This window comes from Rhodococcus sp. NPDC057529, from assembly GCF_042802055.1.
Classification (GTDB): Bacteria; Actinomycetota; Actinomycetes; order Mycobacteriales; family Mycobacteriaceae; genus Rhodococcus_F.
Genome location: NZ_JBHVEY010000008.1, coordinates 148,004 through 173,986, shown reverse-complemented (window position 1 = coordinate 173,986; position 25,983 = coordinate 148,004). Strand labels below are relative to the sequence as shown.

The window sequence follows — 25,983 nt, the reverse complement described above, 5'->3', positions numbered from 1 at the left end:
CGAGCCCCACGTTTTCCTCGCGGACCGCGATGTCGCAGGATGAGCGTGTGAGCGAAACTGCCGTCCTGTTCAGTGAGCCGGGCGCCCGCTGGCGGATGGTGGCGTTCGGTCCGGTGCTCTGCCTGATCGCCTTGATCATCGAACTGCTGACCGGCCCCGTGGTGCACTGGTTCGCGCTGTCGCTCTTCGCGGTGCTGCTCAGCGGGTTCGTCTACGTGCAGGTGGTGGCCGCGCGCAGGCATGCGAGCGTCGAACTCACGACGTCGTCGTTGCGGCAGGGCACCGAAGACCTGCCGATCGCCGAGATCGCGAAGATCATGCCCCCCGCCGACCCCGAGTCGTACGAGCAGCAGCCGTGGGAAACCGCCCGGAGTCTCGGCGAACTGTCCGCGGTTCCGCGACGCCGGAAGGGCATCGGACTGCGACTGCGGGGCGGCGCCCTCGTACAGGCGTGGGCGAAGGACGATGTGGCACTGCGCGCGCAACTCGAATCGCTGCTCGCGAAGTCGGCGGGAGGATCTGCCGAATGAACCGCCGGACCGTGACGGCGGCAGCGGAGTGGCTCGGCGCCGTGGCCGCCCTCGCCGCCGCGGTGTGGTGCTGGAACCACGCCCGGTTCACATCGGAATTCGGTCCCGTCGCACCGGGTGCGCCCTCGTTCGAGGGCACCGCGTATTCCGGGTCGTGGATCGCCGTCGCCGCGGGGCTGGTGGCGGTCGCCGGACTGCTGGTGATCGATTCGGTGCGCCGGCTACGGCCCGGCCCGGCGGGCGAACCCGCCGAGCCGGCCGCGTCACCGGAAGATCCGGGTCTTGCGGACGGCGTCGGTCCCGGGACCGTCGAGCATCGCGGAGCCGAGTAGCGCCTCGGGAACCCCGAGCCCCTCGATCAGCGTCTGCGCGTGCGGCCGCAGCGACCGGCACCGCTCGTTGATTCCCCGCTGCACCGCCTTCGACCGCTCCACCGACAGCTGCCGGTGTTCCATGAACCACGCCTTGTCCTCCTCGATCACGCTCAGCGCGTAGAGGTCGCAGACATCGCTCAGCAGGTCGCGGGCCTCGTCGTCCTCGCACTCGTCGATGCCGGCGACGAACGCCTCGAGCACGATCCGGTCGATGTGGGCCTGCGCGGCGTGCAGCACATGGTCCTGCACGAAATTGAAGGCGTCGAACGGGTTCTCCTCGCGCTTCTGCGCACCCTGAAGGCGGCGAGCGGCGGTCGACAGCAGGTACTGCTCCCGATCCTCGAACATCGTGAGCTGAGTGCCGCGGTTGAAGAGGCTGCCGTCCTCCTCGTTGTCCTGCCGCGTGTCGAGAATCGTCTGGATGATCTGCTGTGCGGCAGTGCGCTTCTTGACGACGTCGGAGACCGTCGTGGCCGCGAACCGCATCCACTCGACGGGGCTCATGCCGCGCACCTCGTCCGCGTACGACGTGAGCAGTTCCTTGGCCACCAGCTGAGTCAGGACGTGGTTGTCGCCCTCGAACGTGGTGAACACGTCGGTGTCCGCCTTCAATGCCGTGAGCCGGTTCTCGGCCATGTACCCGGCGCCGCCGCACGCTTCCCGGGCCTCCTGGATCGCGCGGGTGGCGTGCCAGGTGTTCGCGACCTTGAGCCCGGCGGCGCGGCCCTCGAGTTCGCGCTGTTCCTGGGGGTCGGCGTCGTCACGGCTCTGGATCTCGTGCATCGTGGCGACGAGTTCGTTCTGGGCGAATTGCAGTGCGTAGGAGCGTGCGATCAGGGGGAACAGCCGGCGCTGATGGACGAGATAGTCCATGAGCAGCACTTCGTCCTCGGCCTGCGGCGCGTTGAACTGCCTGCGCTGCAAGGCATAACGGGTCGCGATCGCCAGCGCGACACGGGCGGCGGCGCCCGCGGACCCGCCGACGGTGACGCGTCCGCGCACGAGAGTGCCCACCATCGTGAAGAAGCGGCGGTTCGCGTTGTCGATCGGCGACGTGTACGTGCCGTCCGGTTCGACGTCGGCGTACTTGTTGAGCAGGTTCTCCCGCGGAATTCTCACCTGGTCGAACGTGATTCGGCCGTTGTCGACCCCGGGGAGGCCACCCTTGTAGCCGCAGTCCGACGTGTGGACGCCGGGAAGGTCGTTGCCGTCCTCGTCCCGGATCGGCACCACGAAGCAGTGCACGCCCCGGGACTCGCCGCCCGTGATCAACTGCGCGAACACTGCGGCCGTCGTCGCGTGCTGGGCCGCGCCGCCGATGTAATCCTTGCGCGAGGACGGTGTGGGGGAGTGGACGACGAATTCAGCCGTGTCCGGGTCGTACGTGGCGGTGGTCTCGAGCGCCTGCACGTCGCTGCCGTGACCCGTCTCGGTCATCGCGAAACAACCCAGCAGATCCAGGTCGACGAGACGCTTCACGTACGTCTCGTGATGACGCGCCGTGCCGAGATTCTCGATCGCGCCGCCGAACAGTCCCCACTGCACGCCGGCCTTGACCATCAGCGACAGGTCGGACATCGCCAGCATCTCGATGCTCGTGACGGCGGCGCCGGCGTCACCGGTACCGCCGTGGTCTTTCGCGAATCCGGCGGCCGCGTAGCCGTTGCTCGCGAGCAGGCGCAACTGTGTCAGCGTCTTGGCGCGGGCTTCGTCGAGGTCGGGGGTGTAGTGCGGCGCGAAGTCGGGGGTGCCGGACAGTTCCGCCCGGACGCGCTCGCGTACCTCCCGCCAGCGTCCGTCGAGTGTGCTTCTCAGGTGGTCAGCTGTGGTGGCCATGACTCGACAGTAGACGGCCGCCGCGACGGGTTGTGCGGTTCGGTTCGCCGGTACCGGGTACTCCTGCCTGGTGAGTGCTCACCGCCATCCGATCAGCATCACCACCGCGTCGGTGTCGCTCCACGAACAGCATCGGCTTCGGGTGCGCAGGCACGTGATCGTGTCGGTCGGCAGGCTTCTCGCGTTCGTGCTGTCGGCGGTGGTCTACGGACTCACCGGCAACCCGTGGCCGGCGGTGGCGATCATCGGTGTGTCGATTCCGCTGCCGTTGCTCGTCGCCCTCGTCGTCGGTGATCTGCCGCCGTGGGGGTAGGGGGATCACCAGAAACGGCTGCCGGGCCCGCCCTTGAACGGGCCGGCCACCCGATCGGTGATCCAGCCGCCGTAGAAGCCTCCCGCCTGTGGTCGCGCCCGCTCGCCGTCGACGAAACAGCCGTCCATCGGTGCCGGCGTGACCGCCACGTGCCCGAGAAGGAGGTCGTAGCCGGCGACCGGCCGCGGATAGTGCCACGCCGCACGCTCGGCGACGTGTCCGCCCGCGACGACGTCGAAATAATCTGCCCGCCCCTTCCACTCACACACTGTGCTGCCGTCGACCGGGCGCAGGACGCCGTCGGTGAAGCAGGACCGCGGAAGGTAGTACGTCGGCGGGTGGCTGGTCTCGAGCACTCGCAACGGGGTGCGGGTGCGTGCGACGAGTTGTCCGCCGAACCACACCTCCACCAGCTCGTCGCTCCGCCGGACCGCGGGCGGTCGCGGGTAGTCCCACACGGACTCCTGCCCCGGACCGGCGGGGTCCGGCACCGGACGGCCGCTCGTCACGGCAGGTCCGCCGGCGCGGTGATCACGGTGCGGCCCGGGTCGCGCCAGAACTCGGTGATCACGTCGGCGAGGGTGCCCGGTTCCGTGACGAGCGGTGTGACGTGGCCGGCGCCGTCCACCGTGGTGGCAGCGGCGTACGGCATCGCCGCCGCGGCGGCACGTGCCTGCTCGAGCGAGATCATCGTGTCTGCGCGGGGGACGATCATCAGCGTCGGTGCACCGATCTGGGGGAGCAGCGGGTGCAGCCCCTCCCGGTGCAGCATGATCGACTGCATCGCCTCGTGCATGCCACGCCGCGGCGCCTGCCGGAAGGTCCGGGAGACGGCCTGGAACTGTTGCGGGTGTGTTCGTGAAAGCTCCTTGCCGAGAAGGACGTTCATCACCGCGGTCGTGAGCGGTGGAATCGGCCCGGCGATGCGGTAGGCCCACACGATCGGCACGATCCTGGCGCGTTCCCGGCGGGTGAGGGCCTGGAGCGGTGTCCCGATCGTCACGACGGTGCGGCACCGATCGGGACTGTGGGCGGCCGCGACGAGTCCGACGTGCCCACCCCAGGCGTTGCCCACCCAGTCGACGGGTTCGGTGACGTCGAGCGCGTCGAGGACGGCGACGGCCGCCGCGGCGCACTCCTCCAGCGTGAACCGCCGCTGCACGGCGGTGCTCGCCCCGTGGCCGGGTCCGTCGATCGAGATCAGCCGCCGGTGCGCGACCAGGTGACTGCGCAGGGGAGCCCACGTCGTCAAGTCGACGAAAAGGCTGTGCCAGAGCACGGTCGGCGGTCCGCTGCCGGTGACGTGGACGGCGAGGTTCCCGACGCTCGTCGGGATCGTGCGGGTGAGCGTTCGTGTGTCCATGGGATGCCCCAGATGAGTGACGTGTCGAGAATTGCTTCGGAAACCGAAACTTCGGTAACCGTAGTATTCTCCGGTGTCATGGAACGGTCAAGAGGTCTGCCGACCGATCGGCCGGCGGTAGGGCAGTTGCTGGTCCGCCTGCTGCACGAGTTCCGCCGGGAGTTGAGCGAACCGATGGCGGAGCGCGGGTACGGCGATATCCGGCCACCGCATCTGCAGATCTTCGGCAACATCGGCTGGGACGGGCGCCGGCTGACCGAGATCGCCGCCCGGGCCGAACTGAGTCTGTCCGCGGCGTCCGAGTTGATCAACGATCTCGAGGAACTCGGGTACGTCGAGCGGGTGCCGGACACGCGGGACCGGCGGGCGAAACTCGTCGTCCCGACCGCGCGGGGTCGGCAGGCGCTGCAGGACGCCGCGGAACGGGTCGCCGAGATCGAGCATCACTGGGGTAGCCTCGTCGGCCGCGACCGATTCGACGACGCCTGCCACCTGCTCAGTTCGCTGCTCGACGAGCTGAGTGCGGACGATCCCTAGACGCGCGGCGGCGGCACCGCGGCGCGAACGAGCTGGTCGTGCCGCAGCGCGATTTGAGTCTGCGTCGCGATGACCGTCGACGAACGAAGGACGTTGTGCCCGTCGACGATCGAGTTGATCACCCGCTGAAGGTCGGCGTGGGTGCGGGCCACCACGCGGACGAGGACGTCGCCGGCGCCGGTGATCGTGTGTGCCTCGAGCACTTCGGGAATGGCGCTCAAATGTTCGACGACCGCGGCGTGCCCGTTGCCCTGGGCGATCTCGAGGGTCGCGAACGCGACCACCGGGAACCCCAGCGCCTCCGGGTCGAGGGTCGGTGCCGAACTGGTGATCACGCCGGTGCGTTCGAGCCGGTCGAGTCGCGCCTGGACGGTGCCGCGGGCCACCCCCAGGCGTCGCGACGCCTCCAGTACCCCGACCTTCGGCTCGGCGTGGAGCAGGTCGAGCAGTGCGGCGTCGAGTTGGTCGATGTTCATGGCGTCCCTGGTCAACATGTACGGTCGATCCGCTATTTCATCCAGCATTGTGTACAGAATGAACAGCGTCAAGAAGCACCGTTGCGCAGCGGTGTGCGCTGGATCACAGTGAGGTATGACTACCACCGACATTCGCCTGACGCCCCGTGAGGTGGCCGCACAGCTGGAGTCCGACGAGCTCCGGCAGCTGGTCGGTCTCGTCGAACACGACGACGCGTCGGATCCGTTTCCCGTGGTCGCGATGGACGCCGTCGTGTTCGTGTGCGGCAATGCGACGCAGAGCATGCAGTATTTCGTCTCCACCTGGGGCATGACCCTCGCCGCCTATGCCGGGCCGGAGACCGGCCAGCGCTCGCACAAGTCGTTCGTCCTCGAATCCGGAACGGCACGGTTCGTGTTGCACGGCGCCGTGGACCCGAAGAGTCCGCTCGCCGACCACCACCGGGCCCACGGCGACGGTGTGGTGGACCTCGCCATGGAGGTGCTCGACGTCGACCGCTGCATCGCACACGCACGCTCACAGGGGGCCACCATCCTCGAGGAGCCGCGCGACGTCACGGATCGGCACGGCACCGTGCGGCTCGCGGCGATCGCCACCTACGGCAGCACCCGGCACACCCTCGTCGACCGCAGCCGGTACGACGGCCCCTACCTACCCGGATTCGTCTCGCGCTCCAGCGGTTACGCGGCCCGGCCCGGGAAACCGGCACGCCTGTTCCAGGCGCTCGACCACGCGGTCGGCAACGTCGAGATGGGCCGGATGGATCACTGGGTGCGGTTCTACAACCGGGTCATGGGATTCACGAACATGGCCGAATTCGTCGGCGACGACATCGCCACGGAGTACTCGGCGCTCATGTCGAAGGTCGTCGCGAACGGCAACCACCGGGTGAAGTTTCCGCTCAACGAACCGGCGGTGGGAAAGAAGAAGTCGCAGATCGACGAGTATCTCGAGTTCTACGGTGAGCCGGGTTGCCAGCATCTGGCCCTCGCGACCGGCGACATCCTCGCGACCGTGGACGCGCTGCGCGCGGAGGGCGTCGAGTTCCTGGCCACCCCCGACGCCTATTACGAGGATCCGCAACTGCGTGCCCGCATCGGCACGGTGCGGGTGCCGGTGGAGGAATTGCAGAAACGAGGAATCCTCGTCGACCGCGACGAGGACGGGTACCTCCTGCAGGTGTTCACCACACCGCTCGGTGACCGGCCTACGGTGTTCTTCGAGGTGATCGAACGGCACGGATCGCTGGGGTTCGGGGCAGGCAACTTCCGGGCCCTGTTCGAATCCATCGAGCGCGAACAGGCGGCCCGCGGCAACCTGTGAACCTCGGAACGGCGCGACGGATCGGGAGAGTGATCCTGGCCACCCACTACACCCTGTCGTTGGCAAATTCGACAGAACTGGGACACTGGAGGCCGTGACTGTTTCCTCCGGTGACCCCGACGTGCACGCTTCCCGCTCCGCCCAGCTCTTCGAGAGGGCTGATCTGGTCATTCCCGGCGGCGTCAACTCCCCGGTGCGGGCCTTCCACTCGGTCGGCGGCACCCCGCGGTTCATCAGGGAAGCGTCCGGTTACACGCTCACCGACGTCGACGGCAACGACTACGTCGACCTCATCTGCTCCTGGGGGCCGATGATCCTCGGGCACGCGCACCCCGCCGTCGTCGAGGCCGTGCAGAAGGCGGCCACCACGGGCCTGTCGTTCGGCGCGCCCACCGAGGGTGAGATCGAACTGGCCGAGGAGATCGTCCGCCGCGTCGCGCCGGTGGAGAAGGTGCGGCTGGTCAACTCCGGCACCGAGGCCACCATGAGCGCCGTGCGCCTCGCCCGCGGATTCACCGGCCGGACCAAGGTCCTCAAGTTCTCCGGCTGTTACCACGGACACGTCGACGCGCTGCTCGCCGACGCCGGCTCGGGACTGGCCACGTTCGGCCTCCCCACGTCGCCCGGTGTGACCGGCGCGCAGGCCGAGGACACCATTGTCGTGCCCTACAACGATCTCGACGCCGTCGCCCGGGTGTTCGCCGCGAACGAGGGCCAGATCGCGTGCGTCATCACCGAGGCCGCCGCCGGCAACATGGGCGCGGTGGCGCCGCAGCCCGGATTCAACGAGGGCCTGCGCACGCTGACCCGCGACAACGGCGCGCTGCTCATCATGGACGAGGTGATGACCGGATTCCGGGTCAGTTCCGCCGGCTGGTTCGGACTCGACGGCGTCGCCGGCGACCTCTACACGTTCGGCAAGGTGATGAGCGGCGGCCTGCCCGCCGCTGCGTTCGGTGGCCGTGCCGACGTCATGGCCCACCTCGCCCCCGCCGGACCCGTCTACCAGGCAGGCACGCTGTCCGGGAACCCGGTCGCCGTCGCCGCCGGGCTCGCGAGCCTGCGCGCCGCGGACCAGGGTGTGTACGACGCCCTCGAGCGCAACAGCGCCACCCTGCGGACGCTGCTGTCCGACGCACTGACCGCGGCGAGCGTGCCGCACCGGGTGCAGACCGCGGGCACCATGCTCAGCGTGTTCTTCAGCGAAGACCCGGTGACCGACTACGCCGAGGCCAAGGCCGCGCAGACCTGGCGTTTCCCGGCCTTCTTCCACGGACTGCTCTCCCGCGGGGTGTACCCGCCGCCGAGCGCGTTCGAGGCGTGGTTCGTCTCCGCCGCCATGGACGACAGAGCGTTCTCGATCATCGCCGACGCCCTGCCGCACGCCGCGAAGGCCGCCGCCGCGGCCGTCCAGCCCTGACGAGTCTTCCCCTCCGGGGGCCGGCGGCCCCGCCGCCGACACCCACCTGACCTCCCGCCCCGACCCGAGGAACCGCAACGTGACCGAAGCCGATCATCCCGACCACACACAGACCCGCACCATCGTGCACGTGCTCCGGCACGGCGAGGTGCACAACCCGCGAGGGATCCTCTACGGCAGGCTCCCCGGGTTCCGGCTGTCGGTGACGGGTGAGGCGCAGGCCCGCGCGGTGGCGTCGGTGCTGGCCAAGCACGACATCACGCACGTCGTGTCCTCGCCGCTGCAGCGGGCACAGGAGACGGCCGCCCCGATCGCCGACGCGCACGGCGTCGACATCGCGACGGACGAGAACCTCGTCGAGGCCGGCAACGAATTCGAGGGACTCAAGGTGTCCGTCGGCGACGGCGCGCTGTCCCGTCCCCGGCACTGGTGGAAACTGCGCGACCCGTTCACACCGTCCTGGGGCGAGCCGTACCTGCAGATCGCGCATCGCATGCTGGCCGCGGTCAACACGGCCCGCGTGTCGGCGGTGGGCCACGAGGCCGTCGTCGTCAGCCACCAACTCCCCGTCTGGACCCTCCGCCGGTTCCTGCAGGGCGAGCGGCTGTGGCACGATCCGCGGCACCGCCAGTGCGGTCTCGCGTCGCTGACGTCGCTCGTCTACGAGGGCGACACCCTCATCGACATCGTGTACTCGGAGCCCGCGGGCGCGTCGGATCCGAGGGTGACCGGGGCATGAACCGAGGGCGCTTCGCCGGGCTTCTCGCGGTGATCTGTACGGCCGCGGTGTCGCTGTCGGCGTGTGCGTCCGGCGACGACGCCGTGGCCCAGGGCGGCACGTTCGACTTCGTGTCGCCGGGCGGGCAGACGGAGATCTTCTACGACCCGCCCGCCGACCGCGGCACCATCGGCACGGTGTCCGGACCCGACCTCATGACCGAGGGCAAGACCACCTCGCTCGACGATTTCGACGGTCAGGTGGTCGTGCTCAACGTGTGGGGGCAGTGGTGCGGCCCGTGCCGGGGTGAGGCGAACGACCTCGAGCAGGTGTACGAGGAAACCAAGGATCAGGGTGTGTCGTTCCTCGGGATCAACGTGCGCGACAACCAGCAGGACAAGGCCCAGGACTTCGTGATCGACAACAAGGTGTCGTACCCGTCGATCTACGACCCCGCCATGCGGACGATGATCGCACTGGGCCAGAACTACCCCACGAGCGTCATCCCCACCACGATCGTGCTCGACCGGGAACACCGCGTGGCCGCGGTGTTCCTGAAGGAACTGCTCGCCGAGGACCTGAAGCCGGTGGTCGAACGGGTGGCGCAGGAATCGTGAACTCCAGCACCGCCCTTCTCGCCGGCGGCGTCGGCGACGCCTTCCAGTCCACCGCGGCCACCGGACCGCTGCTGCTCGCGCTCGGCGCGTGCGTCCTCGCCGGTCTGGTGTCGTTCGCGTCGCCGTGCGTCGTGCCGCTCGTCCCCGGCTACCTGTCCTATCTCGCGGGTGTCGTCGGTGCGGACGCCCCGGCCGTCACCGCTGAGGAAGCAGCCACCCGGACGAAGACCGTGTCGGACGGACGGTTGCGGGTCGCGGGCGCCGCGGCCCTGTTCGTCGCCGGTTTCACCGTGGTGTTCGTGCTGGCCACCGCGTCGGTGTTCGGCGCCATCTCGGCCCTCGCGATCAACCGCGACGTCCTGATGCGGGTCGGCGGGGTGGTCACCATCGCCATGGGCCTGGTGTTCATCGGTCTGATCCCGGCCCTGCAACGGGACACCCGGCTCGAGCCGCGGCGCATCTCCAGCCTGGCCGGGGCGCCGCTGCTCGGTGCCGTGTTCGCGCTGGGCTGGACGCCGTGCCTCGGCCCGACCCTGGCGGGCGTCATCTCCCTCGCTGCGGGCACCGACGGTGCCACCGCGGCCCGCGGAGTGGCCCTGATCGTCGCGTACTGCCTCGGCCTCGGGTTGCCGTTCGTGATCCTCGCGCTCGGCTCGTCCCGCGCGCTGCGCGGCGTCGGCTGGCTGCGCCGCAACGCGCGCACGATTCAAATCTTCGGCGGAATCATGCTGGTGGCCGTGGGTATCGCCCTCGTCACCGGCGCGTGGGACCAGTTCGTCGGCTGGGTTCGCGACGCCTTCATCTCGGAAGTGACTTTGCCCATATGAGCGACATCCAGACCCCCGAGGCCCCGGAAGCAGCACCGGTGCCCCGTCAATCGTTGCCGGGCCGCGCGTTCGCGCTGGTCCGCAACACGTGGCGCGGGCTGACGTCGATGCGCACGGCGCTGGTGCTCCTGTTCCTGCTCGCCCTCGCCGCGATCCCGGGCGCGCTGCTGCCGCAGCGCAGCCTCAACGCGGGCAAGGTCGACGAGTACATCGCGAACCGGCCGACGCTCGGTCCGTGGATGGACAAGCTCGAACTGTTCGACGTGTTCGGCAGTTTCTGGTTCACCGCGATCTACGTCCTGCTCTTCATCTCCCTCGTCGGCTGCATCCTGCCGCGTTGCGTCGACCACGCCAAGGCGCTGCGCACCCGTCCGGTGCCCGCCCCGCGGAACCTCGCGCGACTGCCGCACCACCACGAGGACCGGGTCGACGAGACACCGGAGGAACTCGCCGCGCGCATCCGCACCCACCTGAAGGGGTGGCGGGTCGAGACCCGCGCTGGCGGGGAACGGGCCGCCCACGACGGCGAGATCACCATCTCCGCGGAGAAGGGCTACTTCCGCGAACTCGGCAACCTCGTCTTCCACCTGTCGCTCGTCGCGCTGCTCGTCGCGATCGCCGTCGGCAAGCTGTTCGGCTACGAGGGCAACGTGATCGTGGTCGCCAACAACGGTCCGGGGTTCTGCACCACGTCGCCCGCGGTGTTCGACTCGTTCAAGGCGGGCAACACCCAGGACGGCACCGGCATGACGCCGCTGTGCATCAAGGTGAAGGATTTCGCCGCCGACTACCTCGACAGCGGTCAGGCCGAGATGTTCACGTCCAACATCGCCTACCAGGCCGGCGACGACCTCGAGACGAACACCTGGCGGGACGGGCAGTTGCAGGTCAACCATCCGCTGCGCGTCGAGGGGGACCGCGTCTACCTGCAGGGACACGGGTATGCGCCGACGTTCACCGTCACGTTCCCGAACGGGGAAACCCGCACCGAGACGCTGCAGTGGCGTCCCGACGACGCGACGACGTTCCTGAGCAGCGGCGCGATGCGATTCGACCCGCCCGGCGGCATGTACACCGACACCGACGAGCGGCGGAAGAACCAGATCGCGATCGAGGGGCTGTTCGCCCCGACCGCGCTGCTGCACGGCAACCTGCTGGCGTCGAGTTACCCGGCGATGAACGACCCGGCCGTCGCCATCGACATCTACAAGGGCGACACCGGCCTCGACACGGGCAACCCGCAGTCGCTGTTCTCGCTCAACACGGAACTGATCAACCAGGGCCGTCTCGTGAAGCAGGACCGGGTGAATCTGAAGCCGGGGGAGAGTTCGACCCTGTCCGACGGCACCCAGGTGCGGTTCGACGGCGCCGTGGACTTCGTGAACCTGCAGGTGTCGCACGACCCGGCGCAGCAGTGGGTGCTGGTGTCGGCCCTGACGATGATGGCGGGACTGCTCGTCTCGCTGCTGGTCAAGCGCCGCCGGATCTGGGCCCGCATCTACCCCGCGGACGCCGGCGGGCCGGGGCCACGACGTACTGTAGTAGAGCTTGGTGGACTCGCCCGGACCGATCAGGCCGGCTGGGGCGACGAGTTCGGCCGGCTCTGCACCCGTCTGCTCACGGACGATACGAAGCCTGACGCGCAGGAGAGCCAACGATGACGACCAACGAGACACTGGCGCAATACAGCGACTGGGCCTTCCGATCAGCCTTCACCGTGCTGGTGCTGGCGCTCGTGCTGCTCATCGTGCAGTACGCGTCCACCCGGGCGCAGGCTGTGCAGGACCGGGAACTCGTGGCGGCCGGATCCGGCGCGCGTGCGTCCGAGGCGCCCGACGTCCCCGGTCGGGTGGTCGAGCAGCCGAAGAAGCCCCTGTCCGAGCGTTTCGGCGGCATGGGCGCCGCCGTGCTCGTCGTCGGCACGGTACTGATCTTCGCGTCGATCGTGCTGCGCGGATTCGCGACCGAGCGGTTCCCGCTCGGGAACATGTACGAGTTCGTGACGATGGCCTGCGCCGCCGCGCTCGTCGTCGGTCTCACACTGCTGTCGAAGCCGGCGTACCGGTCGATGTGGGTGTTCCTGCTCGTTCCCGTCCTGATCCTGATGTTCCTCGCCGCCACCGTGCTGTACGCGGACGCGGCACCCGTGGTGCCCGCGCTGCGGTCGTACTGGCTGCCGATCCACGTCACCATCGTGAGCGTCGGTTCCGGTGTGTTCCTCGTGTCGGGCATTGCGAGCCTGTTGTTCCTGCTGCGCATGCGGTACCCGCGCGGCGAGGAGGGAACCGGTGTGTTCGCGCGGATCGCGGAGCGGTTGCCGGACGCGCAGACCCTGGACCGCCTGGCGTACAAGACCACCATCATCGGGTTCCCCCTGTTCGGCGCCGGAGTCATCCTCGGCGCGATCTGGGCCGAGGCCGCGTGGGGCCGATTCTGGGGCTGGGACCCCAAGGAGACGGTGTCGTTCATCGCCTGGGTGATCTACGCCGCCTACCTGCACGCCCGCGCGACGTCCGGATGGCGCGACACCAAGGCCGCCTGGATCAACGTCGCGGGCTTCGTCGCAATGCTCTTCAACCTGTTCATCATCAACATGGTGGTGTCGGGATTGCACTCGTACGCGGGCCTGAACTGACCGTCGCCACCGACTGATATTCTTCCGCCGCGACGTCTCCGAACGGTGAGAACCGGTGGGGACGATGGAGACTTCACGAGGGGGACGTTCAGCCATGTCCGAAAACAACTCCGGTATCTGGGAGCCGGTGCGGCCTGCATCGAATCCGCCCGCGGACGGCATCGGATCGAACGTCGCCTGGAACGCCGCGCGGCAGGCCCCGTACGTTCAGCCGCAGGGTCCCAATCCGTTCGCGCAGCCCGCCGCCCAGGCCCCCGCCGCCGCACCCGCGCGGCCACAGTCCCAGGCCCCCGCCCCGCAGCAGGCTCCCGCCACCCCAGCCGCACAGCAGGCTCCCGCACCCCAGCCGGCGGCGTTCACGCCCCCGCAGCAGCCGCCGGTCCAGCACGCACCCCAGTCTGTCGTCCAGCAGGCGCCCCAGCAGCCTGCGAATCGTCCGCACACCACGAACGCCGAGCAGCAGTACGCGGTGTCGGCCCGTGACCTGTCGACGTCGTTGCTCCTCAAGCAGGTCAAGCCCGCCCCCACCACCGGGTGGCGCAAGGCGCTGTACCGACTGTCCGGCCGCTACGTCAACGTCGGGAACAGCGCGAAGGAACAGCGGCGGATCGAGCTGACCAAGCAGGTCAACCAGCCGCTGCAGGGGTGCTACAAGATCGCGCTGCTCAGCCTCAAGGGCGGGGTCGGCAAGACCACGACCACCGCGACCCTCGGCTCCACGTTCGCGTCGCTGCGCGGCGACCGCGTCATCGCCGTCGACGCGAACCCCGACCGCGGCACGCTCAGCCAGAAGATTCCCCTCGAGACTCCCGCGACGGTGCGGAACCTGCTGCGCGACGAGCAGAGCATCGAAAAGTACAGCGACGTCCGCAGTTACACGTCGCAGAGCAGGCACCGGCTCGAGGTGCTCGCGTCCGACAGCGACCCGGCGGTCTCGGAGGCGTTCAGCGCCGACGACTACTCGCGGACCGTCACGATGCTCGAGAAGTTCTACAGCATCGTCCTCACCGACTGCGGCACCGGACTGATGCACTCCGCGATGCAGACCATCCTCGAAGAGGCCGACGCGCTCGTGGTGGTCAGTTCGGGGTCCGTCGACGGCGCCCGCAGCGCCTCCGCCACACTCGACTGGCTGGACGCCCACGGATACCGCGAACTCGTGGCCCGGTCGGTGGCCGTCGTCAATGCAGTACGCCCGAGGTCGGGCAAGGTGGACCTGCCGAAGGTCGTCGAGCACTTCGAGCAGCGGTGCCGCCTGGTGCGGCTGATTCCGTTCGACCCGCACCTCGAAGAGGGGGCCGAGATCGAACTGGAGCGGCTGCGTCCGAATACGCGCAACGCGCTCCTCGAACTGGCCGCCGCGGTGGCCTCCGACTTCCCGGCGTCGAGTTTCGCGCTACAGGACCGTCGCTGAGGCAGGGACGCCGATGGTGCCGGCTCGACCGGCACCACGGCACTTGCTCATCCGGCCGGGTCGGCAGGACCGGCATCGGGTTCGTCGGACTTCTTCCGACGCGTCTCCCGATCCACCTTCCACAGGAAATCCGGATCGTCGTCCGGTCCCTGCACCCGCGTGCTCAGCACGGGCCGCGTGTTCGGGCCGAACGCCTTCCACATGAGGACCGCCACTGTCACGAGCCCGATGAGTGCCAACAGATAGATCACCGCGCACCTCCTTACACCGCTCGAGGGTAGCCGGTATTCCTCGAGCGTAGCCGCGTCGGCGGCAGAGGTCACCTACCCGGGTCGCGGGGCGCCCGGGTAGTGGCAGTCGCGGTCGGGGGGCCCTACGGTCGGCCTGCGCCCGCCTCCGTCGTCAGGGAGCGGAGCAGCTGCATGACCTCGGCCTCGCGGAAGCGGCGGTGCCCGCCGGGGGTGCGCAGCGATCCGAGCCGGCCCGCGTGCGCCCAACGCGTCACGGTCTTCGGGTCGACATGGAACAGGGCAGCCACCTGGCCCGGGGTCATGAGGGCTTCGTTGGATCCGCTGAAACCGGGTCCGTTGTAGGTGGGTGCGCTCATCGACGATCCTCCACTGCTTTCGACTGATCTGTGCTGAAGCCGGCCGCTGTTGCGACTGATCTCGGTCATCGTGACATCCGAGACCCCGGGTACTCGAACGATCTAATGTTGGTAAAGGGGAGGTAATAGACAAATCGGATAAGTCGGACGTGTGAGGAGCCCCCTCGGCGGTGGGTAACCTGGGAGCGTGAGCGAGTCATCCGAGAAGCCAGAAGACCAGGTCGAGCCCGCGAATTCGAGCGCGACAGCGAAGCAGGGCGGGCGGGTGACCAAGGGGCAGCTGGCGCGCGACGTCGCGATCTATTCGATCGCCCGGCTGCTGCTGGTCGTCGTCATCGGCGCCGTCATCCTCGGCGTGGCCGCACTCGTCGGGGTCGCCGTGCCGCTTCTCGTCGCCGCGATCTTCGCGGTCCTCATCGCGCTCCCGCTGTCGCTGCTGCTGTTCGCGAAACTTCGGAAGCGGGTCAACGAGGGGATCGCCACGTTCGACGCGCAGCGCCGCGCCGACCAGGCCGACCTGCGTGCCCGGCTCCGCGGTGAGGGCACGTCCCGGTGACGGTCGACGACTGCGTCGTCATCGACCGGAGCGTGCCGCGGGACTGGGTCGACAACGCCGTCCGCCTCATCGACGCGGACGCGCAGCGCAGCGCCGACACGCACCTGCTGCGGTACCCGCTGCCCGTCGACTGGGGTGTGCAGCTCTATCTCAAGGACGAGTCGACCCACATCACGGGCAGCCTCAAGCACCGGCTGGCCCGGTCGCTGTTCCTGTACGCGATCTGCAACGGCTGGATCACCGAGGGGACGACGGTCATCGAGGCGTCGTCGGGATCGACGGCCGTCAGTGAGGCGTACTTCGCGAAGATGCTCGGGCTCGACTTCGTGGCCGTCGTGCCGCGCAGCACGAGCGGCGCGAAGATTGCCCTCATCGAGGCGCAGGGCGGTCGCTGCCACTACATCGACCACCCGCCGGAGATCTACAGCGAGGCCCGTCGGCTCGCCGCGGAAACGAACGGTCACTTCATGGACCAGTTCACGCACGCGGAACGGGCTACCGACTGGCGCGGCAACAACAACATCGCCGAGTCGATCTACCAGCAGATGATTCAGGAAGAGCACCCGGTGCCGGCGTGGCTGGTCATGAGCGCCGGAACGGGCGGCACCAGCGCGACGCTGGGCCGGTACATCCGGTACCGCAGGCACGCGACGCGCCTTCTCGTCGTGGACCCCGAGAACTCCGCGTTCTTCGGCGGCTACGAGACCAACTCCTGCGAGTACGCGACGGGAATGCCCTCGCGGATCGAGGGCATCGGCCGGCCGCGGGTGGAGCCGTCCTTCGTCGGGCAGGTCATCGACCGCATGATGCGGGTGCCCGACGCCGCGTCCATCGCGGCGGCCCGGCACGCCAGTTCGGTGCTGGGCCGCCGGGTCGGCGGGTCGACGGGCACGAACCTGTGGGGTGCGTTCACCGTCGTCGCGGAGATGCTCGCGGCCGGACGGTCCGGCAGTGTCGTCACCGTTCTGTGCGACGGCGGCGAAAGGTACGCCGACACCTACTTCGACGACGACTGGGTGAAAGGTGAGGGCATCGACCTGTCGGGTCCGACCGCCGTGCTCGACCGGTTCGCGGCGACGGGGGAGTGGCCGGGTCAGCCCGGCTGAGGCGCGGTGGCGGCGGTACGCACCGGCGCGGTCACCGCGCGGGACATCGTGACCCGCGGCCATGCGGCGAGACCGTGCCGGGCCTCGTCGTCGCGGATGCGTGACAGGCCCGGAGTGAGGTCGGTCTCCGGCAGGGGGCGGAAGCCCAGCCGCTCGTAATAGGGGGCGTTCCACGGGACGTCGACGAACGTGGTGAGGGTGAGCGCGGGCAGTCCGCGGACGGCCGCCCACGACGAGATCTCGTCGAGCAGCAGGGCGCCGAGGCCCTGGCGGGCGTGGCCCGGGTGGACCGACACCTGTTCGATGTGCGCGCCGCCGTCGACGACGGCGACGAGTGCGTAGGCCACCGGGGCGTCGTCTGCGTCGACCGCGACCCAAATGCATTCCAGCTGGAGGTATTCGGTCAGCTCGTCGAGTGAGAAAGGGGGATCGTCGGCGACGGCGTCCATTCCGATGTCGCGAAACGGCGCACCCGCCGCGATTTCGATGTCTTGCAGAGCGGGCAGGTCGGTGGAAATGGCCGGGCGGATCACAGGTCTTTTGTACCCGAAATCGTGCTGTTCGCACAGTTTCCCTGCACTTTCCCGATACCTACTCCTCCGTAGGCTACGCAACCGTAGGTTGGTAGCCTGGCGTGAGGACGACGGAGCGGGGACGCGCATGGACAAGCCCGAGGTGACTCTCGAGAACTACGAAGCGGTGTACGCGTACTACCGCGACCACCGGCAGAATCGGTTGCTCGCCAAGCTGGCGTACGCGTCGCTGTACGCGAAGTACCGGCCGCGGATCGTGTACGCGGACGACGCGAAGGCGCAGCTGGCCGGGCTGGTGAAGTCGGGCAGGGTGCTGATCGTCGCCGCCAATCACGTGACCCACAGCGATCAGTACACGCTGGCGGCGACGGCCTGGAACACGCCGTTGCGCCGCGCGATCGGACGCACCCGGGTGCTCGCGAAAGACGAATTGTTCGTCGACCCCGACCTGCACAGGAAGGTCGACATGATGGGCGGGATCCCGGTGTTCCGCAGCAAGAACTACGGGCTCCGCGCGGTCGCCGACGCGGGCAGGCTCATGATGGACATCTCCGCCGAACGGCTCTGCCGCGGCGACAACCTGGCGATCTTTCCCGAGGGCACGTGCAACGAGGACGATCCGACGCGGCTGCAGCACATCAACAGTGGCATCGGCCACATCGCGAAACGTGCGGCGGATCGCGGAGTCTCGCCCGTGCTGTTGTCCATCGGCATCAGTTACGGGCCGGACGCCCACGGGCCCGACCCCGAGAACGTGAAGTCGGCCAGCGTGTTCGTGTCGGAGCCGGTATTCGACCTCCCGGCGAAACCGATGGACATCGCGCACGTCGTGCAGAAGGACCTGCAGATCGCCGTCGACGGGGCGGTCGCGGCGTACTGACGGCCTTCCCGCAATCTGTCAATCAGGGTTGACACCCGATCGGTGTCAACCTAAATTGACATTCATGACCGAAGCAACCACGCTCGCCGCAGCGGCGGGCAGCCCCGACCCCGCCGAGGGGTTGCGGGCCGTGCGTGCGCTGCGGCGTCTCCTCGAACGGCTCGAGGCCATCCAGGTCGCCAACGCCCGCGCTCAGGGCTGGTCCTGGCAGGCGATCGCCGACTCCCTCGAGGTGAGCAGGCAGGCCGTCCACCAGAAACACAACCGGAGAGGGAGGTAACGGCGCATGTTCGAACGATTCTCGACGGACGCCCGGGCCGTGGTGATCGGCGCGCAGCAGGAAGCGCGCGACGTGAAGTCCTCGCAGATCGGGCCCGAACACCTCGTGCTCGCCCTGCTGTCCGTGAAAACCGAACCCGTCCACGGCATCCTCGCGGACGCCGGCATCGAGGAGGACACCGCGCGATCGACCGTCGCGGCCCACGGGACCGCCCTGAGCGACGCCGACGCGGAAGCACTCGAATCGATCGGGATCGACCTCGACGCCGTGCGGCAGAGTCTCGAGCAGAACTTCGGCAAGGGCGTGCTCGATCCGGAACAGCCCTCGGAGAAGCGCGGCTGGTTCGGCCGGAAGTCGGGACACATCGGATTCACCCGCGACGCGAAGAAGGCGATCGAACTCTCACTGCGGGAGGCGCTGGCGCGCAAGGACGATCACATCGGCGCCGAGCACATCTTCCTCGGAGTGCTGCGCGTCGCCGAGGGCACGACGAAGGAGATCCTCGAGGTCCGGGTCGGGGTCGGCGAACTCCGCCGCCGCGTGCACGCGGCGCTCGACGACCGCGCCGCCTGACCGGTCGCCCGGTTCCCGTTTGTCCGATCGGTGTGCCAGCATGCACGCATGACCTTCTTGGTACGCCTCGTCATCAACGCGTTCGCGATCTGGCTGGCGGCAGCCTGGGTGTCGGGTATCGACATCTCCAGTTCGGGCAACGGAACCGGCTGGGACATCGTGGTGCTGCTCGGCATCGCGCTGGTGTTCACCGTCGTCAACATCTTCGTCAAGCCGCTGGTGAAGTTGCTGTCGCTGCCGCTGCTGATCCTGACGCTCGGCCTGTTCACCCTGGTGATCAACGCCCTGATGCTGTTGCTCACCGCGTGGCTGAGCTCCCAGACCGAGTACGGCCTGACCGTCGACGGCTTCTGGACGGCCGTGTGGGGTGGCCTGATCATCTCGATCGTCAACTTCGTCCTCGGCATCCTGCTGCCGGACGGTGACTGACCGGGGCCGCTCAGGCGGCTGACAGGGCCACGGCCGTGGCGGCGCCCCAGACCAGCATCGCCAGCCCCGAATCCCGCAGCGCGGGAATCAGTGCGAGGCCCAGGCCGCCCGAGCGGACGGGGGCGTTCGCCCGGACCGCGAGGGGCAGCGCGAGCAGTCCGACGAGCGCCCACGGGGTGCGCAGCACCAGGACCAGGGTCACGACGAACGGGACCGTCAGCGTGACCAGGTGCAGGATGCGGGTTCGCGAGTCGCCGAGCCTCACGGCGAGCGTGCGTTTGCCGGATTCGGTGTCGGTGGGAATGTCCCGCAGATTGTTGGCGACGAGAACCGCGCTCGAGAACGACCCGACGGCGACCGCGGACACCACACCGGCCCAATCGATCGTCTCGGCCTGTACGTACTGGGTGCCCAGGACGGCGACGAGACCGAAGAACACGAAGACGGCGACCTCGCCGAAGCCGCTGTACCCGTACGGCTTCGTGCCGCCCGTGTAGAACCAGGCGCCCACGATGCACAGGGCGCCGATCAGCACGAGCCACCACGCGGTGGTGACGGCGAGGACGACGCCGGCCACCGCGGCGACCGCGAAGCAGGCGATGGCCGCCGCCTTCACCGCCGACGGTTTCACCAGCTTGGACCCGACGAGCCGCAGCGGTCCGACGCGCTCGTCGTCGGTGCCGCGAATACCGTCCGAGTAGTCGTTGGCGAAATTGACGCCCACGATCAACGCGAGAGAGACCACCAGTGCCAATACCGCCTTCCACCACACCGCGCCGCCGAGCGATGCCGCGGCGCCGGTGCCCACGAGCACCGGGGCGATCGCGTTCGGGAGGGTGCGCGGACGAGCGCCTTCGATCCATTGAGCAGCCGTTGCCATGCACCGATCTTTGCACCGAGCGAGAAGGCGCCCGCACCCACACCGAACTTCGAGAAGTTCGCGTCCGCTCGGTGCAATACCATCGAACGCGGTGGACCAGCAGATGAGCGTGGACGAGACGGTGGCACCGGCAAGCGCGCCGATCCAGGTCGCGTTGTTGGGTGAGGTATCGACGCGGCGATCGGGCGCGCTCGCACCGCTGCCCGGCACCCGCGCGCGCAGCCTGCTCGTCGCCCTCGCCCGCGATCCCGGCCGGAGCCGGTCCGCGCAGGCCCTCATCGACGAGGTGTGGGGCGAGGATCCGCCGCGGTCCCCGATGAACGCGCTGCACACACAGGTCTCCCGGCTGCGGGCCGCGCTGCCGGACGGGGCGCTGGAGATCGGCCCGGCCGGATACCGGCTGGCCGTGTCCCGGGACGCCGTCGACCTGACCCGTGCGGAGGACGTGGCACGCCGACTGCAGGGCCGGGGACACGGCGGCGGCGCCGGGCCGGACGAGATCCGCGACGCACTCGCGCTGTGGCGGGGCGACCCGGGCGCCGACCTTCCCGCGGGCGCCGCCGCAACGGAACTTGCAGCGGACGCCGCGGTGATCCGGGGCCGGCTCGAGGCCGCGGACCGGGCGGCGCTGGTGGAGGCCGGAGACTGGGCGACCGCTCTGCCGAAGGCGCAGGCCCACGTGCTCGCCGAACCCCTCGACGAGCGAGCGCACGCCGACCTCATGCGCGTGCTCGCCGGGCTCGGGCGCGACAACGAGGCGCTGGACGTGTTTGCGACCTTCCGCAGGCGCCTGGTCGATCGGCTGGGGGCAGACCCGTCGCCTGCCCTCGTCGCGCTGCACACCGAGATCCTGCGCGGCGACGGCGCACCCGAGTCGGACGGCCGGCGCCCCGAGGCGCCGGACCGCACGGCGATCGGCCTCCGGGCGGCACCGAACGCTCTGCTGGGGCGTGACACCGACGTGGCGGAGATCGAGGGACTGCTCACGTCCTCGCGGGTCGTGACCATCCTCGGACCCGGCGGTGCGGGTAAGACCCGGCTCGCGCACGAACTGGGTGCGCGGGCCGCCGCGCGGACGTCCGTGGCCCTGGTGGAACTCGCGTCGCTGCGCAGCAGTGAGGACGTCGTGGCGGCGATCAGCAGCACTCTCGGTCTCAGCGAGATCGACATCGCGCCGGGACGGCTCACCCTCAGCCGCATCCATTCGGCGCGGGAAAAGCTCCGGGAAGCGCTGTCGGCGGGGCCGATGCTCCTGATTCTCGACAACTGCGAGCACGTCGTCGGTGCCTGCTCCGAGATCGTGGCCGACCTGGTGGCCGCAGGCGCTCAGCTGACCGTCCTCGCGACCAGCCGATCACCGCTCATGCTCGCGTCCGAGGCGGTGTACCCGCTGCCGCCGCTGGCGATCGACGACGACGATGCGCCCGCCGTGCAACTGTTCACCGCCCGGGCCCGTGCAGTACGACCCACGGCGCGGCTCGACCCGGAGACCGTGCGCAGTGTCTGCCGCACCCTCGACGGGCTGCCGCTCGCGATCGAACTGGCCGCCGCGCGGGTACGCAGCATGAGCGTCGAGGACATCGGCCGCAGGCTCGAGCACCGGTTCGCGCTGCTGCGCTCGCACGACCCGACGTCGCCCGAACGGCACCGCACCCTGCACGCCGTCATCGACTGGAGCTGGCAGCTTCTGGGCGAGCAACAGCAGATCGCGCTGCGCAGACTGTGCCGGTTCCCGGCGGGGTTCACCCTCGACGCCGCCCGGACGATCGCGGAATGGGACGGCGTCGACGATGTCGTGGAGGCCGTCGAGGGCCTCGTCAACCAATCGCTGCTGTCCGTGTCCGAGACGCCCGACACGCTGCGCTACTACATGCTCGAGACGGTGCGGGAATACGGCGAAGAGCGACTCGCCGAGGCTGCCGAGGAGCCGGAAGTGTTTGCCCGCCAGCGAGTGTGGGCACACGCGTTCGCGTCGGAGGCGCTGGTGCGGTGCCGTGCCGATCAGGTCGCGCTCGCCGACGACATCGACGCCGATCACGACAACTTCCTCGCCGTGCTCCGGTGGGCGGTCGAGCGGGGCGACGCCCAGACGGTCGCGATCGTGTTCCCGGTGCTCGGCGGCCTGTGGGCCATCCGGGGCGCGCACTCGGAGGTGATGAACTGGACGCCGCGGATCCTCGCGGCAACGGAAGACGCGGATCTGAGCGACGTCGACTCGGAATTGGTGGCGTACACGTTCCTGCTCGCGGCGATGCATCTGGTGTTCGGCGGTCAGGCCCGCACCCTCGCCCGCACCCGGACGCGATTGCGGCACCTCCTCCGCGGGCGCGCCGATCTGCCGCCGGTCTCCTCGTTCGCGGTGAACGTCATACTGTCCCTGGGTTCGGGGCGGCGGCACGCCAGGGCGGTCGCGGAAGGGGTGCGCTCGCACGATCGGGAAACCCATGCGGCGGCGCTGGCAGCGCGAGCCAGCATGCGGGAGAACCTCGGCGATTTCCGCGGCGCCGTGCGCGACGCGCAGGCCGTCTCCGAACTGTGCGCCGCGATCGGTGACGTGTGGGGCACGGCGATGGCGGCGCAGTTCCTCGGCTCGCTGTACAGCCAGTCCGCACGGTACCGGGACGCGGTGGGGCTGTATCAGGTCGCGGTCGAGAAGTTGCGGAAACTGGGCGCGCAGGAGGAGGCGAATCAGCTGTGGGGTTTCCAGGCCTCCGCACTGATCGCGGACGGCGACGTGGAGGCGGGCCGCAAGGTGCTGGCCGAGACCCTGCTCGAGCATCGCGGTCCCGGCGCGGGGACGGACGACCAGCAGGACGAGTGGCGGATAGCCGCCATCGGCAGTCTCGCGGAAGCCGATCTGTCGGACGGCGACGTCGAACGGGGGCTCGCCCGGTACCGGGAGGCGCTGGACCTGATGTACCCCCGGATCACGGCCGCGCCCTACGCCGATCCGTACGGACTTCTGCTGGCGGCTTCGGTGGTGTCCGCCCACGTGCTGCACGGCCGGTCCGAGATGATGGTGGACGTCGTTCGGCAGCTCGCGGACTGGGCGCGGTCCCGGCTGGGTGTGGGCGCATATCCGGATCTGCCGGTCACCGGCGCCGTCGCGGCGGGCATCGGATGTTTCGAGATCGCGCGCGGTGATGCCGACCGCGGCCTCGCGCTGCTGGCACTGTCCGTGCCGGCGCGCGCCCGGCAGGACAGCGTCTCGCTGCAACACCACCGGCACGTCGCGTTCGCACTCGAGAACGTCGAGGCGGACCGCTGGACGTCGGCGCAGGCGAGGTTCGGCGCGTCGTCTCGTCGCGCGGTGCACGCCGAGATTCTGGACGTGCTCGCCGCCGTGAGTCGCGACCTCGCGTCAGGCGGGCACCCGGCCGCCGACCCGCGCCGCGCAGGAGCGTAGGAGGTCGGTCAGCTCCGGGTCGTCGACCGCCAGCCGTCCCGTCTTCCCGATCGCCGCGAGGCACCCGGTCACCGCGTTCCGTGCGTCGTGCACCGGGACGGCGACCGCGCTGCGGCCGACGCGCACCTCGTCGACCTCGCGGGCCGAACCGGTGTGCCGGACGGCGTCGAGTTCGGTCCGCAGCGTGCCGAAGTCGGTAATGGTCGACGACGTCACCCGGCGCAGGCTCGACGGGACCAAGTCGGGACGAGACGCGAGGAGGACCTTGCCGATCGCGGACGCGTGCAGGTGGGCGGCGATCGTGTTCTCGCCGCTGAGTTCGTGGTCGGGATCCCGGTCGACGAATCGCACCCGGCTGCCCGCGAACGACGCCAGATGGATCCCGAAACGCACCTGTTCCCGCAGTTCCTCGAGGACGGCGTGGTGGTCGACCGGGTCCGGTGCCGCGTCGGCCCCTGCCAGTTGCCGGGTCCGGCGGCCCAGCGCGAACCCGGACAGATCCGCGATCCGCACCAGATAGCCGTCGGCGGTCAATAGATTGAGCAGCCGGTACGCCGTGGCCTGCGGGATCCCCGCGTGCGCGGCGATGTCTCGCGCCGTCGCCCCGGACCCGAGTTGCGCGACGGCCTCGAGCAGGGCGAGCGCTTTCTGCACGGCGCGTGGTTCGTGGCCCGCGATCTCCCCGGCTCGGGCGCCCATCACCGGGACCCGGGAGTGCGTCCAGCCGCCGTCAACGCGAGGTTCCCGGCGGCATCCGTCGCGAACACCCCGGCCCCGGGCAGCACGTCGTCCGTCTCCGCGGTGTCGAACACACCCACCGACCGCAGACTCGCCGGGCGCCGCCAGCGCAGATACACCTGCCACGCCGAACCCGACAGCAACAGGGCCAGCACCACGGCGGGGACCATCGTGAAACCGTGGGCCACGTTCACGAACAGCATGTAGGCCAGCACGATTCCGCCGGCGACGCTGCCCGCGACTCCGGCCGCCAGTACGAGGGGTGTGTGCTCCCCGATCCGGCTGAGGAACCGCACCGACGCCACTGCCACCAGCACGTACGCCGCGACCACCGCCGTCCTGGCGATCAACTGCACGTGACCGAACGCGGCCGATTTGCCGACGACGCCGAACGTCGCGGCACCCGCGCACACGACGCACACGACGACGGTGAGGGCCGCGTACGGGGTGCGGTAGCCGCGGTGCACCCGGGCGAACAGGCGCGGGACGACGGTTTCGATTCCCATCGAATACAGCAGGCGCGACGCGGCATTCGACGACGCCATCGCCGACGCCAGCCACGACGTGCCCAGACCGAGGTTCAGGGCGATCACCACGGCCGGGTCGACCCCGGTTGCGGTGCCGTGGAGGTACGCGTTCACCAGGGTGTCGGTGCGACCGGACCAGGCGGCCCACGCCGAGAAGATGAACAGGCCGCCGCAGATCATCGGCGTGAGCATCACGGTGCGGGTGACGGTGGCGAGCGGCCGTTTGGCCTCGGGGCCGAAGAACGTGGCGCTCTCGAATCCGGCCAGCGCGAACACCGCGGCCAGCGTCATGAGCAGCGGCCCGTACGCGGAATCGGACGGCGGCACCGCGGCGTGCTGGCCGCCCGCACCGGTCACGACCATCAGGCCTGAGATGAACAGCAGCGAGCACGATTCGATGGCGAGGATGGCGAGCGCCGCGAACCGGACCCCACGCACCAGGCAACCGAGGATGACGATCGCGATCCCGGCATACACGAGGAGGCGTTCGGCGGGCCCGCGCAACTCCACCCCGAAGAAGCCGAGCGTCGCGATCACGGCCTGACCGCCGTGATACAGCGTCATCACCGCGCTGCCCACATACTTCGTCAGCATCGCGACGCCCGCCGTCAGCGCGGCCCGCGTGCCGAGGCCCTGGAACACGAAACTGTAGAGACCACCGGCGGCCGCCATGCGCCGCGTGAACTGCGAGACGCACACCGCGATCAGCGACACCACCACCGTCGCGACGACGATCGTGATCAGACCGCTGAGCAGCATCTGGTGGGTGAACATGGTGACGGGCAGCACCACCATCGACACCGCAGGCGCCGTCGTGGCGACCGACTGGGCGAGAACCTCGACGCCCGACAGTTGCCGCCTGCCCAGCGCACGCAACGGTGACAGGGCCGCACGTGCGGGCTCGCCGGTGGCGAACGAACGCGCGATGGCGTCGGAAAGGGCTGACATGCGCGTGAAACTAGCCGGATCGTGTTGCGGAGAAGTTTCGGTTTCGGGTCGAATGCCGACCCGGGAGTGAGAACGGACCGCGGCCGTTCCCGCTCGGTGGCCTCAGACTGTTTCGCCGTCGACAACTTCCCGACTC

At 69.4% G+C, this 25,983-nt stretch carries 29 protein-coding genes; 19 read left to right on the top strand and 10 right to left on the bottom strand.

Features of this window, described 5'->3' with window-relative positions; all coding sequences use genetic code 11:
- Window positions 1-47: 47 nt before the first annotated feature.
- Both ACFU5V_RS17685 and ACFU5V_RS17680 read left to right on the top strand, forming a co-directional pair.
- Complete coding sequence (locus ACFU5V_RS17685; protein WP_378700932.1) at window positions 48-530, top strand: hypothetical protein; 483 nt, start codon at window positions 48-50, stop codon at window positions 528-530.
- Window positions 527-862, top strand: coding sequence for a hypothetical protein (locus tag ACFU5V_RS17680; protein WP_378431273.1), 336 nt, complete (start codon window positions 527-529; stop codon window positions 860-862). Before ACFU5V_RS17685 ends, ACFU5V_RS17680 begins: the two co-directional genes overlap by 4 nt.
- Here ACFU5V_RS17680 and ACFU5V_RS17675 read toward each other — a convergent pair.
- Window positions 794-2,740, bottom strand: a complete 1,947-nt coding sequence (locus ACFU5V_RS17675; protein WP_378700930.1) for an acyl-CoA dehydrogenase — start codon at window positions 2,738-2,740, stop codon at window positions 794-796. The two genes, ACFU5V_RS17680 and ACFU5V_RS17675, sit on opposite strands and share 69 nt — an antisense overlap.
- A 70-nt stretch (window positions 2,741-2,810) precedes the next feature.
- Between ACFU5V_RS17675 and ACFU5V_RS17670 the strand changes: the two genes are divergently transcribed.
- Window positions 2,811-3,053, top strand: a complete 243-nt coding sequence (locus ACFU5V_RS17670) for a DUF3099 domain-containing protein (protein ID WP_378700928.1) — start codon at window positions 2,811-2,813, stop codon at window positions 3,051-3,053.
- A gap of 5 nt (window positions 3,054-3,058) precedes the next feature.
- Here the strand turns inward: ACFU5V_RS17670 and ACFU5V_RS17665 are convergent, their stop codons facing one another.
- Together ACFU5V_RS17665 and ACFU5V_RS17660 are read right to left on the bottom strand one after the other, a co-directional pair.
- Window positions 3,059-3,562 (bottom strand): DUF427 domain-containing protein, encoded by a 504-nt coding sequence (locus tag ACFU5V_RS17665; RefSeq protein ID WP_378700926.1) that lies wholly within the window; start codon window positions 3,560-3,562, stop codon window positions 3,059-3,061.
- Window positions 3,559-4,416, bottom strand: coding sequence for an alpha/beta fold hydrolase (locus ACFU5V_RS17660; protein WP_378700924.1), 858 nt, complete (start codon window positions 4,414-4,416; stop codon window positions 3,559-3,561). Before ACFU5V_RS17660 ends, ACFU5V_RS17665 begins: the two co-directional genes overlap by 4 nt.
- A gap of 78 nt (window positions 4,417-4,494) precedes the next feature.
- On the opposite strand from ACFU5V_RS17660, the gene ACFU5V_RS17655 reads away from it, so the two are divergent.
- The gene (locus ACFU5V_RS17655; RefSeq protein ID WP_378700920.1) at window positions 4,495-4,953 is read left to right on the top strand and encodes a MarR family winged helix-turn-helix transcriptional regulator; all 459 of its coding nucleotides are present in this window, start codon (window positions 4,495-4,497) and stop codon (window positions 4,951-4,953) included.
- Here ACFU5V_RS17655 and ACFU5V_RS17650 read toward each other — a convergent pair.
- Window positions 4,950-5,429 (bottom strand): Lrp/AsnC family transcriptional regulator, encoded by a 480-nt coding sequence (locus ACFU5V_RS17650; RefSeq protein WP_378431280.1) that lies wholly within the window; start codon window positions 5,427-5,429, stop codon window positions 4,950-4,952. The two genes, ACFU5V_RS17655 and ACFU5V_RS17650, sit on opposite strands and share 4 nt — an antisense overlap.
- Before the next feature lie 115 nt (window positions 5,430-5,544).
- On the opposite strand from ACFU5V_RS17650, the gene hppD reads away from it, so the two are divergent.
- The 8 genes from hppD to ACFU5V_RS17610 all read left to right on the top strand — a co-directional run bounded on the left by hppD (window position 5,545) and on the right by ACFU5V_RS17610 (window position 14,384).
- Entirely contained in the window at window positions 5,545-6,753 is a 1,209-nt protein-coding gene (gene hppD, locus ACFU5V_RS17645; protein WP_378700918.1) for a 4-hydroxyphenylpyruvate dioxygenase, read from the top strand.
- Window positions 6,754-6,847: 94 nt separating this feature from the next.
- Window positions 6,848-8,173: a glutamate-1-semialdehyde 2,1-aminomutase gene (hemL, locus tag ACFU5V_RS17640; protein WP_378700916.1), complete on the top strand. Its 1,326-nt coding sequence runs from the start codon at window positions 6,848-6,850 to the stop codon at window positions 8,171-8,173.
- Window positions 8,174-8,252: 79 nt separating this feature from the next.
- Entirely contained in the window at window positions 8,253-8,912 is a 660-nt protein-coding gene (locus ACFU5V_RS17635; protein WP_378700914.1) for a histidine phosphatase family protein, read from the top strand.
- Entirely contained in the window at window positions 8,909-9,508 is a 600-nt protein-coding gene (locus tag ACFU5V_RS17630; protein ID WP_378431283.1) for a TlpA disulfide reductase family protein, read from the top strand. Before ACFU5V_RS17635 ends, ACFU5V_RS17630 begins: the two co-directional genes overlap by 4 nt.
- Complete coding sequence (locus ACFU5V_RS17625) at window positions 9,505-10,335, top strand: cytochrome c biogenesis CcdA family protein (RefSeq protein WP_378431284.1); 831 nt, start codon at window positions 9,505-9,507, stop codon at window positions 10,333-10,335. The genes ACFU5V_RS17630 and ACFU5V_RS17625 overlap by 4 nt, the downstream gene beginning before the upstream one ends.
- Window positions 10,332-11,996, top strand: a complete 1,665-nt coding sequence (locus tag ACFU5V_RS17620) for a cytochrome c biogenesis protein ResB (protein ID WP_378700912.1) — start codon at window positions 10,332-10,334, stop codon at window positions 11,994-11,996. Before ACFU5V_RS17625 ends, ACFU5V_RS17620 begins: the two co-directional genes overlap by 4 nt.
- A complete protein-coding gene (gene ccsB, locus ACFU5V_RS17615; RefSeq protein ID WP_378700910.1) occupies window positions 11,993-12,970 on the top strand; it encodes a c-type cytochrome biogenesis protein CcsB in 978 nt (325 codons plus the stop codon). The genes ACFU5V_RS17620 and ccsB overlap by 4 nt, the downstream gene beginning before the upstream one ends.
- 94 nt (window positions 12,971-13,064) lie before the next feature.
- Entirely contained in the window at window positions 13,065-14,384 is a 1,320-nt protein-coding gene (locus ACFU5V_RS17610) for a MinD/ParA family protein (RefSeq protein ID WP_378700908.1), read from the top strand.
- A 47-nt stretch (window positions 14,385-14,431) separates the two neighbouring features.
- Here the strand turns inward: ACFU5V_RS17610 and ACFU5V_RS17605 are convergent, their stop codons facing one another.
- Window positions 14,432-14,635, bottom strand: coding sequence for a hypothetical protein (locus ACFU5V_RS17605; RefSeq protein WP_072939927.1), 204 nt, complete (start codon window positions 14,633-14,635; stop codon window positions 14,432-14,434).
- Between the two features lie 122 nt (window positions 14,636-14,757).
- The gene (locus tag ACFU5V_RS17600) at window positions 14,758-14,991 is read right to left on the bottom strand and encodes a BldC family transcriptional regulator (RefSeq protein ID WP_124395103.1); all 234 of its coding nucleotides are present in this window, start codon (window positions 14,989-14,991) and stop codon (window positions 14,758-14,760) included.
- A 187-nt stretch (window positions 14,992-15,178) separates the two neighbouring features.
- Here ACFU5V_RS17600 and ACFU5V_RS17595 point away from each other — a divergent pair, with 187 nt between their 5' ends.
- Window positions 15,179-15,547, top strand: coding sequence for a DUF4229 domain-containing protein (locus tag ACFU5V_RS17595; protein WP_378700904.1), 369 nt, complete (start codon window positions 15,179-15,181; stop codon window positions 15,545-15,547).
- Window positions 15,544-16,653: a PLP-dependent cysteine synthase family protein gene (locus tag ACFU5V_RS17590; protein ID WP_378700902.1), complete on the top strand. Its 1,110-nt coding sequence runs from the start codon at window positions 15,544-15,546 to the stop codon at window positions 16,651-16,653. The genes ACFU5V_RS17595 and ACFU5V_RS17590 overlap by 4 nt, the downstream gene beginning before the upstream one ends.
- On the opposite strand, the gene ACFU5V_RS17585 is transcribed toward ACFU5V_RS17590, so the two are convergent.
- The gene (locus ACFU5V_RS17585; protein WP_072939935.1) at window positions 16,641-17,186 is read right to left on the bottom strand and encodes a GNAT family N-acetyltransferase; all 546 of its coding nucleotides are present in this window, start codon (window positions 17,184-17,186) and stop codon (window positions 16,641-16,643) included. The genes ACFU5V_RS17590 and ACFU5V_RS17585 overlap by 13 nt on opposite strands.
- A gap of 127 nt (window positions 17,187-17,313) precedes the next feature.
- Here ACFU5V_RS17585 and ACFU5V_RS17580 point away from each other — a divergent pair, with 127 nt between their 5' ends.
- The 4 genes from ACFU5V_RS17580 (at window position 17,314) to ACFU5V_RS17565 (ending at window position 19,348) form a co-directional block, all read left to right on the top strand.
- Entirely contained in the window at window positions 17,314-18,066 is a 753-nt protein-coding gene (locus ACFU5V_RS17580; RefSeq protein ID WP_378431292.1) for a lysophospholipid acyltransferase family protein, read from the top strand.
- A 64-nt stretch (window positions 18,067-18,130) separates the two neighbouring features.
- Window positions 18,131-18,346 carry a hypothetical protein gene (locus tag ACFU5V_RS17575; RefSeq protein WP_005258323.1) on the top strand — a complete coding sequence of 72 codons (216 nt, stop codon included), beginning with the start codon at window positions 18,131-18,133 and terminating at the stop codon, window positions 18,344-18,346.
- A gap of 6 nt (window positions 18,347-18,352) precedes the next feature.
- Window positions 18,353-18,919: a Clp protease N-terminal domain-containing protein gene (locus ACFU5V_RS17570; protein WP_378700900.1), complete on the top strand. Its 567-nt coding sequence runs from the start codon at window positions 18,353-18,355 to the stop codon at window positions 18,917-18,919.
- Between the two features lie 48 nt (window positions 18,920-18,967).
- A complete protein-coding gene (locus tag ACFU5V_RS17565) occupies window positions 18,968-19,348 on the top strand; it encodes a phage holin family protein (protein ID WP_072939943.1) in 381 nt (126 codons plus the stop codon).
- 10 nt (window positions 19,349-19,358) lie between these two features.
- Here ACFU5V_RS17565 and ACFU5V_RS17560 read toward each other — a convergent pair whose 3' ends face one another.
- A complete protein-coding gene (locus ACFU5V_RS17560; RefSeq protein WP_378431294.1) occupies window positions 19,359-20,228 on the bottom strand; it encodes a 1,4-dihydroxy-2-naphthoate polyprenyltransferase in 870 nt (289 codons plus the stop codon).
- Window positions 20,229-20,331: 103 nt separating this feature from the next.
- On the opposite strand from ACFU5V_RS17560, the gene ACFU5V_RS17555 reads away from it, so the two are divergent.
- A complete protein-coding gene (locus ACFU5V_RS17555) occupies window positions 20,332-23,634 on the top strand; it encodes a BTAD domain-containing putative transcriptional regulator (protein ID WP_378701132.1) in 3,303 nt (1,100 codons plus the stop codon).
- On the opposite strand, the gene ACFU5V_RS17550 is transcribed toward ACFU5V_RS17555, so the two are convergent.
- Window positions 23,590-24,333 carry an IclR family transcriptional regulator gene (locus tag ACFU5V_RS17550; protein WP_378700898.1) on the bottom strand — a complete coding sequence of 248 codons (744 nt, stop codon included), beginning with the start codon at window positions 24,331-24,333 and terminating at the stop codon, window positions 23,590-23,592. The two genes, ACFU5V_RS17555 and ACFU5V_RS17550, sit on opposite strands and share 45 nt — an antisense overlap.
- Window positions 24,333-25,847 carry an APC family permease gene (locus ACFU5V_RS17545; RefSeq protein ID WP_378700896.1) on the bottom strand — a complete coding sequence of 505 codons (1,515 nt, stop codon included), beginning with the start codon at window positions 25,845-25,847 and terminating at the stop codon, window positions 24,333-24,335. Before ACFU5V_RS17545 ends, ACFU5V_RS17550 begins: the two co-directional genes overlap by 1 nt.
- Window positions 25,848-25,983 lie beyond the last annotated feature (136 nt).

Bases quoted from the DNA above. Each gene is read 5' to 3' on its own strand.
- ACFU5V_RS17680 (WP_378431273.1), top strand. From the start codon at position 527: ATGAACCGCCGGACCGTGACGGCGGCAGCGGAGTGGCTCGGCGCCGTG.
- ACFU5V_RS17675 (WP_378700930.1), bottom strand. From the start codon at position 2,740: ATGGCCACCACAGCTGACCACCTGAGAAGCACACTCGACGGACGCTGG.
- ACFU5V_RS17660 (WP_378700924.1), bottom strand. From the start codon at position 4,416: ATGGACACACGAACGCTCACCCGCACGATCCCGACGAGCGTCGGGAAC.
- ACFU5V_RS17655 (WP_378700920.1), top strand. From the start codon at position 4,495: ATGGAACGGTCAAGAGGTCTGCCGACCGATCGGCCGGCGGTAGGGCAG.
- ACFU5V_RS17650 (WP_378431280.1), bottom strand. From the start codon at position 5,429: ATGAACATCGACCAACTCGACGCCGCACTGCTCGACCTGCTCCACGCC.
- hppD (WP_378700918.1), top strand. From the start codon at position 5,545: ATGACTACCACCGACATTCGCCTGACGCCCCGTGAGGTGGCCGCACAG.
- ACFU5V_RS17630 (WP_378431283.1), top strand. From the start codon at position 8,909: ATGAACCGAGGGCGCTTCGCCGGGCTTCTCGCGGTGATCTGTACGGCC.
- ACFU5V_RS17620 (WP_378700912.1), top strand. From the start codon at position 10,332: ATGAGCGACATCCAGACCCCCGAGGCCCCGGAAGCAGCACCGGTGCCC.
- ccsB (WP_378700910.1), top strand. From the start codon at position 11,993: ATGACGACCAACGAGACACTGGCGCAATACAGCGACTGGGCCTTCCGA.
- ACFU5V_RS17610 (WP_378700908.1), top strand. From the start codon at position 13,065: ATGTCCGAAAACAACTCCGGTATCTGGGAGCCGGTGCGGCCTGCATCG.
- ACFU5V_RS17600 (WP_124395103.1), bottom strand. From the start codon at position 14,991: ATGAGCGCACCCACCTACAACGGACCCGGTTTCAGCGGATCCAACGAA.
- ACFU5V_RS17580 (WP_378431292.1), top strand. From the start codon at position 17,314: ATGGACAAGCCCGAGGTGACTCTCGAGAACTACGAAGCGGTGTACGCG.
- ACFU5V_RS17575 (WP_005258323.1), top strand. From the start codon at position 18,131: ATGACCGAAGCAACCACGCTCGCCGCAGCGGCGGGCAGCCCCGACCCC.
- ACFU5V_RS17570 (WP_378700900.1), top strand. From the start codon at position 18,353: ATGTTCGAACGATTCTCGACGGACGCCCGGGCCGTGGTGATCGGCGCG.
- ACFU5V_RS17565 (WP_072939943.1), top strand. From the start codon at position 18,968: ATGACCTTCTTGGTACGCCTCGTCATCAACGCGTTCGCGATCTGGCTG.
- ACFU5V_RS17560 (WP_378431294.1), bottom strand. From the start codon at position 20,228: ATGGCAACGGCTGCTCAATGGATCGAAGGCGCTCGTCCGCGCACCCTC.
- ACFU5V_RS17555 (WP_378701132.1), top strand. From the start codon at position 20,332: ATGAGCGTGGACGAGACGGTGGCACCGGCAAGCGCGCCGATCCAGGTC.
- ACFU5V_RS17550 (WP_378700898.1), bottom strand. From the start codon at position 24,333: ATGGGCGCCCGAGCCGGGGAGATCGCGGGCCACGAACCACGCGCCGTG.
- ACFU5V_RS17545 (WP_378700896.1), bottom strand. From the start codon at position 25,847: ATGTCAGCCCTTTCCGACGCCATCGCGCGTTCGTTCGCCACCGGCGAG.